The 17,496-nt window shown below is 69.0% G+C and carries 7 protein-coding genes; 4 read left to right on the top strand and 3 right to left on the bottom strand.

Features of this window, described 5'->3' with window-relative positions; genetic code table 11:
• The 3 genes from PFX90_RS07030 to PFX90_RS07020 form a co-directional block, all read right to left on the bottom strand.
• Complete coding sequence (locus tag PFX90_RS07030) at nt 1-7,461, bottom strand: MBG domain-containing protein (protein WP_285711666.1); 7,461 nt, start codon at nt 7,459-7,461, stop codon at nt 1-3.
• Nucleotide 7,462: 1 nt separating this feature from the next.
• Nucleotides 7,463-9,259, bottom strand: a complete 1,797-nt coding sequence (locus PFX90_RS07025) for a ShlB/FhaC/HecB family hemolysin secretion/activation protein (protein ID WP_285711665.1) — start codon at nt 9,257-9,259, stop codon at nt 7,463-7,465.
• A gap of 313 nt (nt 9,260-9,572) precedes the next feature.
• Nucleotides 9,573-10,424 (bottom strand): hypothetical protein, encoded by an 852-nt coding sequence (locus PFX90_RS07020; protein WP_285711664.1) that lies wholly within the window; start codon nt 10,422-10,424, stop codon nt 9,573-9,575.
• A gap of 162 nt (nt 10,425-10,586) precedes the next feature.
• Between PFX90_RS07020 and PFX90_RS07015 the strand changes: the two genes are divergently transcribed.
• The 4 genes from PFX90_RS07015 to PFX90_RS07000 all read left to right on the top strand — a co-directional run bounded on the left by PFX90_RS07015 (nt 10,587) and on the right by PFX90_RS07000 (nt 17,385).
• Nucleotides 10,587-11,243 carry a DUF1826 domain-containing protein gene (locus PFX90_RS07015; protein WP_285711663.1) on the top strand — a complete coding sequence of 219 codons (657 nt, stop codon included), beginning with the start codon at nt 10,587-10,589 and terminating at the stop codon, nt 11,241-11,243.
• Nucleotides 11,244-11,299: 56 nt separating this feature from the next.
• Nucleotides 11,300-13,432, top strand: a complete 2,133-nt coding sequence (locus PFX90_RS07010; RefSeq protein WP_285711662.1) for a S46 family peptidase — start codon at nt 11,300-11,302, stop codon at nt 13,430-13,432.
• 204 nt (nt 13,433-13,636) lie between these two features.
• Nucleotides 13,637-14,623 carry a glucokinase gene (locus tag PFX90_RS07005; protein WP_285711661.1) on the top strand — a complete coding sequence of 329 codons (987 nt, stop codon included), beginning with the start codon at nt 13,637-13,639 and terminating at the stop codon, nt 14,621-14,623.
• Nucleotides 14,620-17,385: a phosphoenolpyruvate carboxylase gene (locus PFX90_RS07000; RefSeq protein WP_285711660.1), complete on the top strand. Its 2,766-nt coding sequence runs from the start codon at nt 14,620-14,622 to the stop codon at nt 17,383-17,385. The genes PFX90_RS07005 and PFX90_RS07000 overlap by 4 nt, the downstream gene beginning before the upstream one ends.
• Nucleotides 17,386-17,496 lie beyond the last annotated feature (111 nt).

Below are 17,496 nucleotides of genomic sequence, written 5' to 3'. Positions count from 1 at the left end.
TCACTGTCCTCCCGTGGGGGCACCGGCGCCGGCCTTGCCCTCTTCCTCGTCGTCATCGTCGTCGTCATCGCCATAGATCGCGCTGTCGCCGCCGCTCGAGACCGGGTCGTCGAGCAGCGGGTCCTCGCTGATCAGCGGCGCTTCGGGCTGTTCGGGGAAGTCGATCCCGAAGCGCTCGTCCGAAGCGCCCGTCACCGTCGGCGGGGTGTCGTCGATCACCAGCGGCGGCTCGAAGCTGGTGGGGTTGTTGATGTCGGGCGAGACCGGTGGCGGGTTGATGGTGAAGGTGCCCGGCACATAGGTGATCGTGTAGTTGGCGCCCGCCGTCAGCGAGCCCTGGCGGATCAGGAAGCTGGCGATCGCCTCGCCCGGATCGCGCACGAGGGTGCCGGTCAGCAGGTCGCCGTTGACGAGATCGCCCTCGGTGATGCGGAAGGTCAGCTGCGGATCGGTAAAGCCGAGCGTCTTCGACAGGTTGTCGGCCGCCACGGTCAGCGGGCGCGGGGTGATGGTGAGCACGCCCGCATTGAAGGTGACCGCGTAGTTGCCGCCCGCCGTCAGCGTGCCGAGCGAGATCGCCGCCGTGCCGACGCCGGTCGTCAGCCCGGCGAGGGTCGCAAGACTGCCGGTGAGCTGGTCGCCGTTGACCAGCCCCAGCCCGCCGACCGTGAAGGTCAGCGCCGGGTTGGCATCGCCGTAGAAGCGCGAGAGGTCATTCGCGGTGATCGAGATCGGCCGCGGGGTGATGGTGAGCACGCCCGCGTTGAAGGTCACCGCGTAGTTGGCGCCCGCCGACAACGTGCCGAGCGTGATCGCCGAGGTGCCGACGCCCGCGGTAACGCCCGCCGCCGCCAGCGCTCCGGTCAGTTGGTCGCCATTGACGAGGCCCTGCCCGCCGACGCTGAAAGTCAGCGCCGGGTTGGCGTTGCCGTAGATCCGCGAGAAGCTGTCGGCGGTGATCGTGATCGGGCGCGGGGTGACGGTGATCGCCCCGGCATTGTAGGTCACGGCGTAGTTGGCCCCCGCCGACAGCGTGCCCTGGGTGATGGCATAGCTGCCGACCCCGCTGGTGAGCCCGGCGGTGGTCGCCAGCGCGCCAGTCAGCTGGTCGTTGTTCGCCAGCCCCTGCCCGCCGACCACGAAGGTCAGCGCCGGGTTGGCGTTGCCGTAGACCCGCGAGAAGCTGTTGGCGGTGATGGTGATCGGGCGCGGCGTCACCGTCAGCTGCCCGCCGACGAAGGTCACCGCGTAGTTGCTGCTGGCCGTCAGCGTGCCCTGGGTGATCGCATAACTGCCCACACCGCTGCCGATGTCCGCGGTGGTCGCGAGCGCCCCGCCCAGCTGGTCGCCGTTGACGAGACCCAGCCCGCCCACAGTGAAGCTCAGCGCCGGGTTGGCATCGCCATAGACCCGCGAGAGGTCGCTCGCGGTGATCGTGATCGGGCGCGCGGTGACACTGAGCACCCCCGGCTCGAACACGAACTGGTAGCCCTGCGGGCTCACCAGCGTGCCCAGCGCGGCATTGAGCGTGTAGAGCCCGACCGGCGAGGTGGCATTGGCTCCGGTCAGGAACTGCAGGGCGCCGGTGAGATCGGCGATGCTGTCGCCGGGCAGGAAGCCGAGAATGCTGGCGGTGAAGGCCGGATTGGCGTCGCCGTAGAACCGGGTGGCGGCGTTGGGCAAGACCGTCAGGAACGGGGTGATGCGGAAGGCGGCGTAGTTCCCGCCCGGATCGGCCTCGTTGTAGTTCTGTTCGGTCTGGACGTTGTAGCGCCGCTGGTAAGTGGCCGGGTTGCCGATCTGCGATCCAGTCGGCGTGGCGGCGAAAATGCCGAAATGTCCGCCCCCGGTCAGCACCAGACCCGAAGTCGGGTTGGCCGCGACGAGCGTGTTCTCGTCGATCACCTCGCCGCCCAGCGCGGCCAGACTGATCGCCCGAAGGGTGCCCGATGCGGTCAGCCTGTCACCCGCCCGCAGGCGGATGTCGCTATTGGACTGGTTGCGCACGTTGATAGTGCCGGCGATGATGTCGCCGAGCGTGATATCGCCCGTGGCCGCGCCGGTGTTGGTCAACTGGATGAAGACGTCGCCCGTCCCGGCATCGATCAAGCTGCCGGACGACATCGAGAAGACGGCGGGCTGCCCCGAGAAGTTGCCGCCGAAATCATTGGCATACAGGGTGATGGAGCCGTCCGGGCTGACAATCGTGCCGTCCAGCAACAGCGATCCACCGGCAAACATATTGATCGTGGCCCCGCCGATGCCGCCGTTGGTCAGCCCCGCACCGAAGGGTTGCAGGCTGGGCGAACTGAGCTGGTTGGTGCCGCCGGCGGTCGAAACCGTATTGCGCACCGAAAGCGTGCCATCGGCCCTGACATTCATGAAGTTGGTGGTGCCGGTCGCCCCGTTGCTGCCGATGATCCCGCCATCGATGGTCACCAGATCAAGATCGCCTCTGGTGAACAGGTTCATGTTCTCGACCAGCATGGCGGCATCTTGCACCACCACCTGCGACACGCTGGGGCCGTTGCCGAAACTGAACCCGAAGGCTTGCGCATCGAGGAAATCGGCATTGAGTTCACCGCCCAGCACTTCGATCGAATACTGGCCGACGACTTCGAAGCCGCCCCCGCTGCCGCCCGCTTCGATGCGCATGTCGAAAACGTTGATGCCGCCGACGGTATCCGAATCCTGCACCACACGGACGAAGCCGCCATAGGCCTCCCCGCTGAAATCGAAGACGGTGCCGATGATCGGATTGCCCTGCTGGTCGACCCCGATAACCTCCTGCCGCTGGCCGAAGGAGGTGAGCGCATTGCTTTGCAGGAACAGGCTGGTGAAATTGGCTTCGGATGCGCCGGAAAGCCGAAGCAGGGTGCGTCCTGCCGTGGCACTGCCACCTGCGACCTCGGGATTGAAGGATTCGGCAAAGGCATTGGCCTCCAGCGACAGACGGCCGCCGCCGATCGAGGAATCGGTCAATTGCACGTCGACCGCGCCCGCCGTGGCATTGCCGACGCCGGACACTCCTGCCACATTGGCACCTTGCCCGGCAGAGGCCTCGCTGACGAAGGCCAGTTCGTCCCCGGCGAACATCGACGTCTCGTTGAAATCGGCCAGAATATCGCCCGCAAGTGCGTCACCGCCGATGGTGCCGTCACCGCCATTTGCGACGGTTTCGAACAGGCTCGAGCCGACCAGATTGATTGTCGAGGGATTGGTGAAAATGTCGATGCGGCCCGACCGGGCGAGGCCGCCGACGCCGTTCGGGCCAGTGGCATCGCCGCCCGTCGCGATCGAGCTCATCCGCACGAACCCGCCACCCATTTGCGAACCCTGCACCGAAAAGACGCCGGGACTGCTTGTCGCATTGCCGCCCTGCTGGACGCCGGTACCGCCCGTGGCCAGGGATTCGAAAATGATGCCGTCCTGGTTCTGTCCGAAGGAAAACACATCGATAAACGAATCTTCGGCAGTGAAGCGCGACTGGCTGAGCGGTCCGCCTTCGCCAAAGCCAAGCGAGACATCGCCGCCGACAAAGCCACTGCCGCCGCGGGTATCATCCGTGAAGCCCAGCGTGCCGGTGACCTGAAGCGTGCTTCCGGTGAGCCGGACCACACTGGCGCCGACTCTAGCACTGCCGCCGTTCCCCGTCCCGGAACCGTCACCGCCGCGCGCGCCGGTTTGGCCCGTGAGATTTTCAAGCCGCACAAGCGCGCCGTTGTTGACGAAGATCCCGATTGCACCGCCAACCGCTGACCCGCCATTCACGTTGACGGCCGGATCGCCGCTCGATCCGCCTAGCGCACCAACGTCGAAACGCGCGCGGCCAAGGTTGATTTCCGTGAAGGCGCCTTGCGCATCGAAGAAGGCACTGCCGCCGCGCGCGATGCCCCCTGTGCCGCCGTCAGCAAACGAATTGCCGCCGATCCCGCGCGCAACAAACCGCAGCGTCCCCGTCGGCAGGAACGGCAGGTTCAACTGGCCACCGTCCAGCGCCCCCAGACTGATCTGGCCGCCAACGCCGCCCCCCCCGATCCCGTCGCCGCCGCTGGTATCCGCGCCGAAGCCGCTGGCATTGAGGATCGCGGAGCCGCCGGGCGAATCCGACGCGAAGCGTGCCGGCACGTTGTCCGCGATAGTGATGCGGCTGCCGGTGCCGCTCGCGCTCAGTTCGACCTGCCCGCCCGTGCCATCGCCGCCCTCATGCGCGTCGGCGCTACCGCCGCGGCCGATCGCGACAAGCTGAACCGAGCCAAAGCTGGCCGTCGCGCCCTGAATGACACTGACAACTGCGCGTCCGCCCCGGCCATTGCCTGCGGCAAAGTCGCCGAAGCTGTCCCCGCCCCGGCCATTGGCGAAGATTTCGGTGTGGCCGGTGATGTTGAGGGTGCCCGCGGTGCCTGACTGCGCCTGACCGACGAAGGCCTCCCCGCCGACGCCGTTGCCGGCCGCGCCGTCGGCCGAATTGCCGCCGAGGCCGCTCGCGTCGAGGGCGACATCGCCGTCGATCGCGATCGAGATATCGTCGATCTGGATGGTGGCGAGCCCGCCGATCCCGTTGCCGCCGGTGCCGCCGGGGACGCTGGAGAAACCGCCGAAGCCATTGGCTTCGAGCCGCAATTCGTCGGTCGACAGCGCGCCGCCGAGGCCGCCGAGCACGGCGGCGGTGCCCCCGGTGCCGGTTCCCGCCGTCGCGCCTTCCTCGCCGACGCCGTTGGCGACGAGGCTGATCGAGGTCGCCGTGACATCGCCCGCGCGCACGGTCAGAGCCGCAAAGCCGCCGGTGCCGTTGCCGCCGATGCCGTTCACATCGTCGTTGCCGTCACGGCCGCTGCGGCCGCCGAAGCCGCTCGCGGCTGCGGTGACCACGCCGAGGCCCGCGCGGCCGAGGCTGATCGTCCCGTTCTGGCCCAGCAGCGCAAGGCCGACCTGGGTCAGCCCGCCGAAGCCGTCGCCGCCCGTGCCGCCGGTAAACGATCCGGCACCGGCGCCACCCGTGCCGCCGACGCCGTTGGACTGCGCGAACAGGCTGCCCACCTCGATCGTGCCGCGATCGCCGCCCGCCAGAACATAGACGCCGCCGTTGAAGTTCGGGTCGGCCTGGTTGGGGGTCAGCGAATCCCCGCCATAACCGAACCCGCCGGTCCCCGCCGCGATGCCCGAGCCGTCCGATGCCCCGCCGACGCCGCCCAGACCACTGGCGACCACGAAAGCCTCGCCCGCAACCGTGATCGTCGCGTCAGCCCCGAGCGTGCCGTCGGCCTGGAGGAAAGCGTTGCCCCCGCGCCCGATCCCGCCATTGCCGCCGAAGTCGAACTCGGCATTGCCGCCGGTGCCGTTGGCGTCGATATCGGCGCGGCCGCCGATGGCGATGGTGCCGAGCTGCGCCTGCGCTCCGGCAAGACCGGCGAGCCCGTCGCCGCCGGTCCGGCCCGCTCCGCCGAAGGCGCTGGCAACGGCGGTGAAATCGCCTGTGATATTGACCGTGCCGCCGAACTCGGTCAGCACCGCAGCCCTGCCGCCGAGCCCGTTACCGCCGGTGCCGCCGGCATTGGCCCCGCCCGATCCCGACGCCCTGACGGTCAGATTGCCGTTGATGGTGACGAGCCCGGACTGGCGGATCAGGACCGTCGCCTCGCCCGCATCGCCGACCGATCCCGTGCCCGCGGCATTGGCCGAGCCGCCGATGGCGGTCGCATTGAGCACAGCTTCGCCGCCCACGGTGACCGTGCCGCCGCCATCGTTGACCGCGATCCGGGCGTTGCCGCCGAACGCGTTCGAAAGGGTCGAACCGCTGAACAGCACGCCATTGGCGGCCGTGGCGCTCGCGTCGACATTGAGCGTCGAGCCGAGCAGCGCCGAGCCCCCCGCGCGCACCCGCAGCTCGGCGCTGCCGCCGCGCGAATCTGCGCCGGTCAGGATGCTGGACGACTTGGTGCCGATACCCGCCGCGCTGATCTCCACCGTCCCGGTGATATCGACCACGCCGCCCTCGGCGCTGATCGCCGCATTGCCGCCGGTCGCCGAGCCCGCGATGCCCTGCCCGAAATTGGCGCCCGCAAAGGCATCGGCCCGGACCTGCGCCGATCCGCCGATCCTGAGCGTGCCGCCGCCGATCGATTCGATCAGCGCGTTGCCCGCTGCCGCATTGGCCTGGTCGATGGTCTGCAGGAAAGATCCGCTCGCCCCGAAATCGCGCGCGTCGACCAGCACGCTGCCATTGACGGTGAGGTCATTGCCGTTCAGCGCCCTCAGGCTGGAATTCTCGCGGCCGACCAGCAGCAGGTCGCCCGAAAAGGTGCTGTCGGCGGTGACGGCTGCGGCGCTCACCGCGTGCGAGCTGATCGCCAGCAGGTTGCCCGTCACATTGGCATCGTTGATCGCGATATCGGCGCGCACGAGTGAGGTCTCGGCGTCCCCGCCGAACGTGCCGTTCACGCCGTTGCTGATCGACCCGCCGTTCACGTCGCGACCGAACACGTCGTAGTTGGCCGCCAGGATGATCTCGCCGTTGATCACGCCGGCGCTCTGCGCCGGATCGAAGCCGAGATTGCCCCGGAACAGCATCGAGATCGGATCCTGCGAGGCGCGCGCGACGGCGTAGATCAGGTGATTGTCGCCGGTGCCGGTGCTCGACGGGCCGCCGATGTTGCCGTCGAGCGTCACCACCTCGCCCGCCGCTGCGGTGCCGGTGGGAATTTCGATGTTGAACAAGCCGTTGCTGAAGGTGAGGTTGACCGCCTCGCCCGCGATATAGGCATGGCTGCCGTTGACCCGCGCGATCCCGCGCATTTCGACATCGGCGGCGACAACGGCGAAGAAGCCGTTCTCGCGCAGGGCGGAGATCTGCGCATTCGGCTGGATCGTGATGCGCGCGGTCGAGCCGGTCGCGGCCCGCAGCTGGAGCTGGGCGCCCTGCTGGTAGAAATCGCGGAAATTTTCCGGCGTCGTGTCGAGCGTCGTCAGCAGCAGCCGTCCGACATCGAAGCTGGCGCCGCTGCCTACCAGAATGCCGGTGGGCGAATAGAAGGCGATGAACCCGCCCGGCGTCGCATTGCCGGTGAAGTCGACGATCCGCGAGATGACGCTCCCGTTGATGACCGCGACATTGCCGTTGGTGGCCGGCAGGATGCGGTTGAGCACCGCGAAATCGGAGACGAACGAGGCGTTGGAGTTGTTCTCGTAGAAGGCAAAGGCATTGGTCGGCAGGAAATCGAGCGCATTGCCGTTGTTGTCCTCGAACGGCGTCCAGTCGATCACCGTGGTCTGGCTCCCGACCGCGACCCGCGTCTGACCCGCTGGCGTGGTGTTGATCGAGGCGCTGCCGAAGACGACACTGCCGTCCGCCTGGATGCCCTGCGCCGCCGCCGGAGCGGGGCCGAGGATGAGGCCCAGTGCCAGCGCTGCGCTGCCGCAGCCGGTCATCAGGGAGGTGCGCTTTGCTTGGGCTTGGCTCATCTCAGTATCTCCACGGGAACAGGCGGGCGGTGAGCGAGAACAGGAACCGGACATCCCCCTTGCGCTGGGCAAGGTCGGGGGTCTCGAGCGGAACGGCGATGGAAAGGTCGCTCTGGATGCCTTGGCCCCAGGCGAAGCGCAGACCGCCGCCCGCCGACCACAGCCGGTCGGGGTTGGAACCGGCGCGGCTCGGGTCCTCGTTCCGGACATAGGCGAGGTCGGTGAAGACATAGGGCTGCCAAGCCATGGCCTGCTCGCTTTCCGGGCTGAGCGAGCCGAAGCGCATCTCGAAGGAATTGAGAATGCCGCTGTCGCCCAGCACCGCGCCCGGATCATAGCCGCGCCCGATCGAGAAGGAGCCGGCGGCCAGCTCCTCGAAGGCGGGCAGCGCATCGCCGGTGATCTGCACCTGCGTGTTGATCGTGAACGCCACGGTCGGCACGGGGCGGTATTCGACGCCGGTGTTGAGGCGCAGCAGCAGCGGGGTGGGATCGGCTTCGATCCGGCTCGGCCCGGCCGCGCCACCGGCAAGGCAGCCGAGCAGGTTGGCCCGGCAATCGGGGCTTGCCGAGAAGACGTCGAGCCCTTGCCGCAACTCCGCCCCGTAGCGGAAACGCACGCGCGGCTCATAGGGCGAATAGCCGCCCTTGCGCTGCACCGAGCCCTCGTCCATCGCCTCGCCCGTCAGCCGCAGATAGGCCATCCGCACCCGGTCGCGCGTCAGCCCGATGCCGTTGAGCGAGACGTCCTGGTCGACATAGTCGAACCCGGCATCGGCATAGAGGCTCCGCGCGCGGGTGCGCACCAGCGGATAGCTGGCAAAGGCGCTGCCGAAATAGGTCTTGGAGACGACATTGAACCCGGCGATCGCGGTTTCGGGATGGGTGACGCTGTAGGTGAACTGCCCGCCGAGGCGCAGGCCTTCGCCCCCGACCCGGAAGTCGTGACCGATCTGCACGGTCTGCTGCTCTTCGAACTCGAGCGTGGAGAACAGCGCCACCGAGGTGCGGTCACCCAGCCCGGTGACGTCGTAGATCTCGCCGCGCAGCACCCCGCCGTAGCGGCCGATCGAACGCGAGGCGAGATTCTGGATGTTGAGATCGACCATCGCGCGCTGGCGCAGCACCGCGACTTCGCCGACCAGATCGCCGGGCGCGCCGCCCGCCGCCGGGCGCAGCGACAGGCGCACGTCGAGCCCGGGCAGGTCATCGGCGAGCAGCAGGTAGCGCTCGGCCTCGTTGATGTTGAACACGTCGCGGTTGGTGAGCTTTTCGAGATAGCGCGCGACCAGCGCCTCCGAAGCCCCCGCCTCGCCGCGCACGCGGACCGAGGCAAGGCGGCCGAACACGACCTTGAAATCGGGGATGCCGTCGGCGAGGGTCTGCTCGGGAATCTCGACCGTGGCGAGATAGCCGTCGCGGCGCAGGATGGCGTTGGCCTCGGCGCGGATGTCGCACAGCACCGAGACCGGCAGCTCGCGCCCGACATAGCCCGCATAGGCCGCTTCGAGCGAGAGCCCGGGGACACGCGACAGGCCGTCGAAGGCGGCGCCCCTTACGGTGAATTTGATCCCGGCATATTCGGGCCGGTCGAGCGCGCAGGGGGCGCGTTCGAAATCGCCGTCGACCGTCAGCGTGGTGGTGCGCTGCGGCGGGCGCTGATCGGGGGGTACGAGATCGGTGCGGTTGGGCGGGGTGATCCCGGCTGCGGGCCCTGCCTGCGCCAGCGCGGGCGCGGGCAGGAGGCACAGCGCCCCGGCCGCGATGGCGATGGAACTGGCGAACGAGCGCAGATGCACGCGCTGCCGGCTGGTGTGAGCTTGCGACAAGGTCCCCCCCAAAATTCCGTGGCCCGCCCTGCCCGGCTCGGCTCGGCTACCGCGCTTGCGGCGAACCTCCGGCCGGGTGCGAACCCCAAACACCCGCTCGCGGCCTGACACCCCTCGATGTCAGATCCTGCGAACGGCGACCCCTCTTGTCCTGCAAAGCTACTAGGGCTCGCAGCAAAGGCAAGCGTGCAGCGGCCCTGAGAGCCCTGCAACTGCAAGATTGTCGCATTTAGCCAACGAGGCGTGTCGTGTTTGCACAAATCGGCGGGATTTCCGCCGGGAATCACCCCCCCGCGGCGAGCATCACCTTGGCCGAAGCGCCCGACAATGCGCCAGGCTCGGCGGGGAGCTTGGCCGGGCGGGCAGCGCCGGGATAGGCCTGCTTGAGCAGCGCGACAGCCTCGGTGATCGCCGTGTGCAGCGCCGGGTTCTCGGCCTTGATGCCTGCGCCCGAGGCGGCAAAGGTGCTGATCGCAACGCGGCTGAAGCCGTAGCCGTCGAGATAGGGCTCGTATTCGGCGTTCTTGGGCAGCTGGCGATACATCGCGCTCGCGCGCTCGATCATGTCAGCGATCACACCGGCCTGCACCTTGGCCGTGCTGGCATCGCCCTTGGGCGCCTTGGCGGCCGCCGCGCGCAGCGCGGCGATGATCGCGTCATAGGCCTTGTTCACCTCGGCCACCGGCTTGCCCGCAAGCGCCGCGTCCGAGGCCGCCATGAACAGCGGGCCCATGTCCGCAACCCCGAGCTTGGTAAAGACCGGCTCCATGTCGAGCAGCACTTCGCTCACCGGGTGCGCGAACATCTCGCCTGCTGCCTGCTTCTCGCCCGCCGCATAGGCGTCGCGCGCTGCCACCACGTGCGCCTCGGCCACCGCGAGCGCGATGCCGTAGGCGACCGGGTCCTTGGCCGCATCGGCGACCGCGACGCCGCCCTCGCCCTCGCCGCCCGCGGTGGCGCTTTCGCCCTCGCCGGAGCCGCCTTCGCCTTCACCGGCGGTGGCCGCAGCGGTCGGGGCGCCCGCCTCGCCGGTCGCACCCTCGCCGCCCGCCTCGCCGCCGCAAGCCGCCAGCAGCCCGCCTGCAAGCGCGGTGCCGAGGCCAAGCTGGGTCCAGAGTTTGAGCGTGCTGTTCATGGGAGGGGGCGTCCTTGGGGTGTGATGGGGTTGGACGAGCCTCATGGCCGAACTGATAATCACTCGCAAGAGGCTTTCCGCGGCGGCGCTTGCAGCCACCCCGATGCGTCGCTAATGACATGATACAACGTTACTCAATTTTACCCCGCACAGGCCCGCCCCATGACCACCCTCCTTGCCCCCTCAGCCCGCATCGCCGCCGATCCCGCCGTGCTTGGCGACATCGCCGCACAGGATTGCAGCCTCGCGGTGTGGCAGCGCCCCGCCTTTGCCGACTTCACCCCGCTCACCACCGGAACGCCCGAGGATCTGCGCTTCACCAGCACCCCCGATGCCCTTTCCGCCGATCTCGCCCGCGCGCTCGCCGGGGGCGGGTTCGGCGGGGGCGAGGCGCTCCATCGCGCGCTCATCGAAGACGCCGCGCGGCTCGCGCGCCTGTTCTGCGCCGCGATGGACCTCGCCAGCTTCGAGCTCCGGCTCGAGGTCGTGCGCACCGATTCCTGCCGCAAGTTCCACGCCGACTATGTCACCGCGCGGCTCATCACAACCTATGTCGGCGAAGGCACCGACTGGCTCGACGCCGGGGACGCCGCGCGCGTTGCGGCGGGCGAGGAACCGCGCCGGATCAACCGCCTCGCCCCCTTCGATGTGGGGGTGTTCAAGGGCCGGCTGGCGAGCGAGAACCCCGCCATTCACCGCTCGCCGCCGATTGCCGGAAGCCCCGGGGGCGTGCGGCTGCTGCTGGTGCTCAACCCCGTCAGTCGGCGGTTCATCGATGGGGATGATTGCCCCCTTCCGCCGCCCCCGCATCTCGCCTAACACGCCTGCCTTCGCGCCCGCGCGGGCGCCACCCATTCGAGAGAGGTTTGCTACCCATGAAGAATATCCTGCTGGCCGGTGCCAGCGCGCTGATGCTTGCCCTGCCCGCCGTGGCACTCGCCGATGAAGGCATGTGGCTGCCGAGCCAGACCGGCGCCATCGCCGATGAGATGAAGGCCGCCGGGCTCGAGCTTGACGCCAAGACTTTGGGCGACCTCCAGCGCCCGCCGCTGACCGCCATCGCCTCGCTCGGCGGCTGCTCGGCCGCCTTCCTCTCGCCGCAGGGTCTGGTCGCGACCAACCACCACTGCGTCGCGGGCTCGCTGCAATACAATTCCTCGCCCGAGAACGACTACCTCACCGACGGTTTCCTCGCCAAGACGCTGGGCGATGAACTCCCCGCCGCGCCGGGCAGCCGGATCTACGTGATCGAGGACCTGCGCGATGTCACCGCCGCCATGCTCAAGGGTGCCGACAAGCTGGAAGGCCGCGCGCGCTATGACCGCCTGCAGGCCAACCGCACCGCGCTGATCGAGGCGTGCGAGAAGCAGGCCAACCGCCGCTGCGACGTGCGCGCCTATTTCGGCGGCGCGCAATACTGGCTCCAGCAGCAGCTCGAGATCCAGGACGTGCGCCTCGTCTATGCCCCCGCCGGCGGCGTCGGCAATTTCGGCGGCGAGAAGGATAACTGGATGTGGCCGCGCCACACCGGCGACTTCTCCTTCTACCGCGCTTACGTGGCGCCTGACGGTTCCTCGGCCCCGTTCTCGAAGGACAACGTGCCGTTCAAGCCCAAGGCCTGGCTGCCCATCGCCAAGGAAGGCGTCAAGGAAGGCGACTTCGTGATGGTCGCGGGCTTCCCCGGTACGACCGAGCGCCTGCGCACTGCCGAGGAAGCGCGCTTCTATTACGAGGAGCTCTACCCCTATCAGCAGCGCATGCTCGCCGAATATGGCGACCGCATCGACGAACTGACCGCGGGCAATCAGGCCGCCACGATCGCCTATGCCGCGACGCTTCAGGGCGTGGAGAACTACGAGAAGAAGATCGCCGGGCAGCTGGCAGGCGCGGACGCCATCTCGCTCGTCGACAAGAAGGCCGCCGAGGAAGCCGCGTTCCGCGCGTGGATCAAGGCCGACCCGGCGCGCGAGGCGCAGTATGGCGCGGCCCTCGCCGAGCTCGACAAGCTGGTGGCCGAGACCAACGCGGTCGCGCTCGCCGATGCCAAGCGCGGGCTCCTCGGGCGCGGCCAGCTCTACGGCGCGGCGCGCACGCTCTATCGCTGGGCGAACGAGCAGGCCAAGCCCGACAAGGATCGCGAGCCCGGCTTCCAGGCGCGCGACAAGGCCTTCATGACCCAGCGCATGGCGATCATCGAGCGCCGCTATGTCGAGGCGATCGACAAGCAGCTCTTCGCCGACGCCATCGCCGAATACCGCAGCCTGCCCGCAGATCAGCGCATCGCCAGCTTCGATGCCTTCCTCGAAGGCAAGGATCTGGCCTCGCTCTACGCCACCAGCGAACTGGGCACCACGGCCAAGCGCATGGAGTGGATGGGCAAGACCCCCGCCGACTTCAAGGCTTCGAGCGATCCCTTCATCCAGCTTGCGGTTGCGACCTATGACGAGGCGATGGCCGCCGAGGCTGCCGACAAGGAACGCGCGGGCCGCGTGCAGAAGGCGCGTTCGGCGGTGATGGCCGCGCGGCTCGCCTATGCGGCCTCGCAGGGCAAGACCATGTACCCCGACGCCAACGGCTCGCTGCGCTTCACCTATGGCAAGGTGACCGGCAAGGCGGTCGACGGGCAGGTCTGGACCGCGTTCACCACCGCCGAGGGCATCGTCGCCAAGCACACCGGGCGCGGCGAATTCGATGCGCCCGACAAGATGATCGAGCTGATCAAGGCCAAGGACTACGGCAGCTACGTCGCGCCCGCGCTCGGCACCCTGCCGGTCGACTTCATGTCGACGGTCGACATCACCAACGGCAACTCGGGCTCCTCGACGCTGAACGCGCGCGGCGAGTTCGTGGGCCTTGCCTTCGACGGCACGATCGAGGGCGTGGTGAGCGACTGGATGTATGACCCCGCGATCAACCGCACGATCCACGTCGACAGCCGTTTCATGCTGTGGACCATGGACAAGGTCGACGGCGCGCAGCGGCTGCTCGAGGAAATGGGCGTCAAGTAAGCGGGCCCGAGGGGGCTGAAGGGCGAGGCCTGACGGCCTCGCACGTGGCCGCTGGCGGGGGCGCCCCTCCCCCTACCCCCTCCCCAAGGGGAGGGGGCAACGCCTGACGGCCTGACAAATCTGAATAAGTATGCGGCGCGTGGGATTCCCGCGCGCCGCCTGCTATTGCTTCCCCCGTCACGATTTGCGGGCGGGGAGTGAGCAATGCGCGAAGTGGTTGTGGTCGATATCGGCGGGACCCATGCCCGCTTCGCGATTGCCAGCTTCGGGGCCGACGGGGCGATCACGCTCGACGAGCCGGAAACGCTCAAGACCGCCGATCACGCCAGCTTCCAGACCGCGTGGGAAGCCTTCCGCGACCGCAAGGGCGGCACGCTCCCCCCGGCGGTGAGCATCGCCATCGCCGGGCCGGTCGGCAGCCCCGGCAAGCCCAATCCGGTGATCCGCTTCACCAACAACCCGTGGATCATCCGCCCCGCGCTGATCCCCGAGAAGCTGGGCGCTACCGATTACACTATCGTCAATGACTTCGCCGCGGTTGCCCATGCGGTCGCACGCGCCGACGACAGCCAGTTCCTGCATCTCGCCGGCCCCGACGTGCCGCTCGGGCGCGAGGGCACGATCTCGGTGCTGGGGCCGGGGACGGGGCTGGGGGTCGCGCATCTCTACCGCTCGGGCGGCAGCTACCGCGTGCAGGCGACCGAGGGCGGGCATATCGACTTTGCCCCGCTCGATTCCATCGAGGACGCGATCCTTGCCCGGCTGCGCCAGCGGCACCTTCGCGTGTCGGTCGAGCGCGTGGTGGCAGGCCCCGGCATCGTCGACATCTACCAGGCCCTCGCCGCACTCGAACACCGCACCGAACCCGAGCGCGATGCGATCGAGATCTGGGACCTCGGCACGAGCGGAGAGGACTCGCTGGCAGCGGCGGCGGTGGACCGGTTCTGCCTTTCGCTGGGCTCGGTCGCGGGCGATCTTGCGCTGGCGCAGGGCGGCTTTGCGGGCGTGGTGATCGCGGGCGGCCTCGGCTACCGCATCCGCGAGACGCTGCTCGCCTCGGGCTTTGCCGCCAGGTTCAAGGCCAAGGGGCGGTTCGAGAGCCTGATGGCGAGCATCCCGGTCAAGCTCATCATCCACCCCCAGCCCGGCCTGTTCGGCGCGGCGGCGGCCTTTGCTTCGGAACACCCATGAAGAGCCTCGCCGATCTCGAAGCGCGGCTGGGCGAGCTGCACCAGCGCACGCGCGAGACCCCGCTGTTCAATCCGGTGTTCCAGCTGTCGCTCGATCTGTCGCGCGCGATCGAGAGCGGCGAGACCAGCCTCGACGATGTCGCAGCACTGGTCGCCGAGCTGGAGTGCGACGGGCTGAAGGCGCGCGCGCTCAAGCTGCGCCGGCTGCTGGCCGCGCCTGCCGCCCGAGCCCCTTCCGAAGACGCCGAGGATTTCGCCGCCTTCGCCGCGCGCTGGGAGAACCCGCAGCTCCACGCGGTGTTCACTGCGCACCCGACCTTCCTGCTTAGCCCCGCGCAATCCGAAGCCGTCGCCGCCGCGGCTTCCGCGCCGCAGGAGGTGGGCGACACGGTCTGCGCCGTCCCCGCGACCCGCACCGCGGTGACGCTCGAGCACGAGCACCGCGCGGCGATGGACGCCATGGCCCGCGCGCAGGACGCGCGCGACGTGATCGTCGCCCGCCTGCTGGGCGAGGCGCGAGAGCGCTGGCCGCAGGAATGGCGGACGCTCCGACCCCTGCCGTTCCGCTTCGCCAGCTGGGTCGGCTACGACATGGACGGGCGCACCGATATCGGCTGGCGCACCTCGATCGCCTTCCGGTTGCAGGAAAAGGCCGAGCGGCTGGCGCGCTACACCGCTTCGCTGGAGGCGCTCGACGCAAGCCATCCCCTGCTCGCCACCCTCAAGCCCGCCAGCGCTTTCGCCGCCGCGCGCGCCGAGGACTTCGCGGGCGACCTCTCCAGCGCCGAGGCGCTGGCCGAGGCCGCCAACCGGCTGACCACGCACAGCGACGACAACCTGCTCTCGCTCGCCCCGATCATCGCCGCGCTCGAAGGCGAAGCGACAAGCGCCCCCGAGCCCCGCGCCATTGCCCTGTTGACGCTCGCAGCGGCGATGCGCGCCGATGGCCTCGGGATGGGCTGGATCCACTTCCGGGTGAACGCCAAGCAGCTTCACAACGCGGTGCGCCGCAGGCTCGGCGGGGATGACGAAGGCATCGACCTCGCCAGCAAGGGCGCCATCGCGACGCTGCGCCGCATGGTCGAGGAAGCGACGCCGCTCAGGACCAATTTCGCAGCGCTTGCGACCGAAAGCTCGACCGCGATCCGCCAGTTCCTCGCGATGGCGCAGATCCTCAAGCACATCGACGCCGACGCCCCGATCCGCATGCTGGTCGCGGAGTGCGAGCAGCCCGCCACGGTCCTCGCTGCGCTCTATTTCGCCAAGCTTTTCGGGGTGGAAGGCAAGGTCGATGTCTCGCCCTTGTTCGAGACGGAGACCGCGCTGGAGCACGGCGGCCGCTTCCTCGACGCGCTGCTGGCCGAGCCTGCCTATCGCGCCTATGCCCGCGCGCGGGGCCGGGTTGCGGTGCAGACCGGGTTCTCGGACGCGGGGCGCTTCGTCGGGCAGGTCCCCGCCGCACTCGCGATCGAACGGTTGCAGGGGCGCCTGGCCGAGGCGATGGCGGCCAACGGCCTCTCCGACATCGCCGCGCTGGTGTTCAACACCCACGGCGAGAGCATGGGCCGCGGGGCGCATCCGGCTTCCTTGCGGGACCGGCTCGAATGGCCGCTCTCCCCCTGGGCGCGGCGGCGCTTCGCAAGGGCGGGCATCCGGCTCGAGCCCGAGGTGAGCTTTCAAGGCGGCGACGGCTACCTGTTCTTCGCCACGCCCGAACTGGCGCTCGCCACCCTGTCACGGATCGCCGAACTGCGCCCGGCAGAGGCCGACCTCGCCGCGCCGGCCGACCCCTTCTACCACCGCACCGACCTCAGCCTCGACTTCTACCGCGCGGTGAAGGAGCATCAGGGCGACCACCTCGCCAGCCGCACCTATGCGCGGGCGGTGACCGCCTTCGGGCTGGGGCTATTGAACCCCACCGGCAGCCGCGTCTCGCGCCGCCAGAGCGACATCAACGCCGACCGCGAGATGAGCCTGCGCCAGATCCGTGCGATCCCGCACAATGCGATCCTCCAGCAGCTCGGATACCCCGTCAACGTCATCGCCGGGATCGGCAGCGCGGCGGACGGCAACCGCGAGGAAATCGCCGCGCTGCTCGCCGATTCCCCGCGCGGGCGCCAGATCATGCGGTTGGTGCACGCGGCCAATGCCCTCGCCAGCATCAAGACCGTCGCGGCCTATGGCGAGCTGTTCAACTCGGCCTATTGGGCGAGCCGCACCTATCGCGGCACGGAAGATCATCTCGCCGGGGCCTGCGCCGCGCTCGCCGAATATCTGGTGGGGGACGACCGCACGGGGGTGTTCCGCCGCTTGGCCTCGCGCCTCAGGATCGATGCGCTGAAGTTCCACCGGCTGCTCGATCTGCTCCCCGATGACACCACCGACACCGAGGCGCGCGAGCATGTGCGCCGCCGCATCGGCGTGCTGCAGGCGCTGCGCCTCGCGCTGCTCCAGCACATGTTCCTGAAAGTGGTCGCCGTCCCCGCCTTCAGCCGCGCCAACGACATCAGCCGCCGCGACGTGATCGACATGGTGCTGACCTTGCGCGTCGACGAGGCCCTCGCCCAGCTGCGCCGCGCCTTCCCGGTGCGCATCCCGGGCCCGCGCGACTTCCCGTTGGACGAGCCCAGCGACTACCCCGATGGCGGCGAGGAAGGCTACGGCGCCTATGAGCGCGACTTCATGACGCCGATCGGAAAGGCGCAGGAATTGAGCCTCAGGATCAGCACCGCCATCGCCAACGAATTCGGCGCGCACGGGTAATCCTCCCCCTTGGGTGAGGGGGACCGCGACCCGCAGGGTCGGGGTGGAGGGGCACCCTCCAATCATGAGAAGGACTGATCGGTCGCGTAGCGACCGCAAGGCCGAACGGCC

It is taken from the genome of Erythrobacter oryzae (assembly GCF_030271515.1).
In the GTDB taxonomy this organism is placed as follows: Bacteria; Pseudomonadota; Alphaproteobacteria; order Sphingomonadales; family Sphingomonadaceae; genus Erythrobacter; species Erythrobacter oryzae.
Note: the sequence above shows the minus strand (reverse complement) of the source record. Positions and strands in the feature narration are given on the sequence as shown.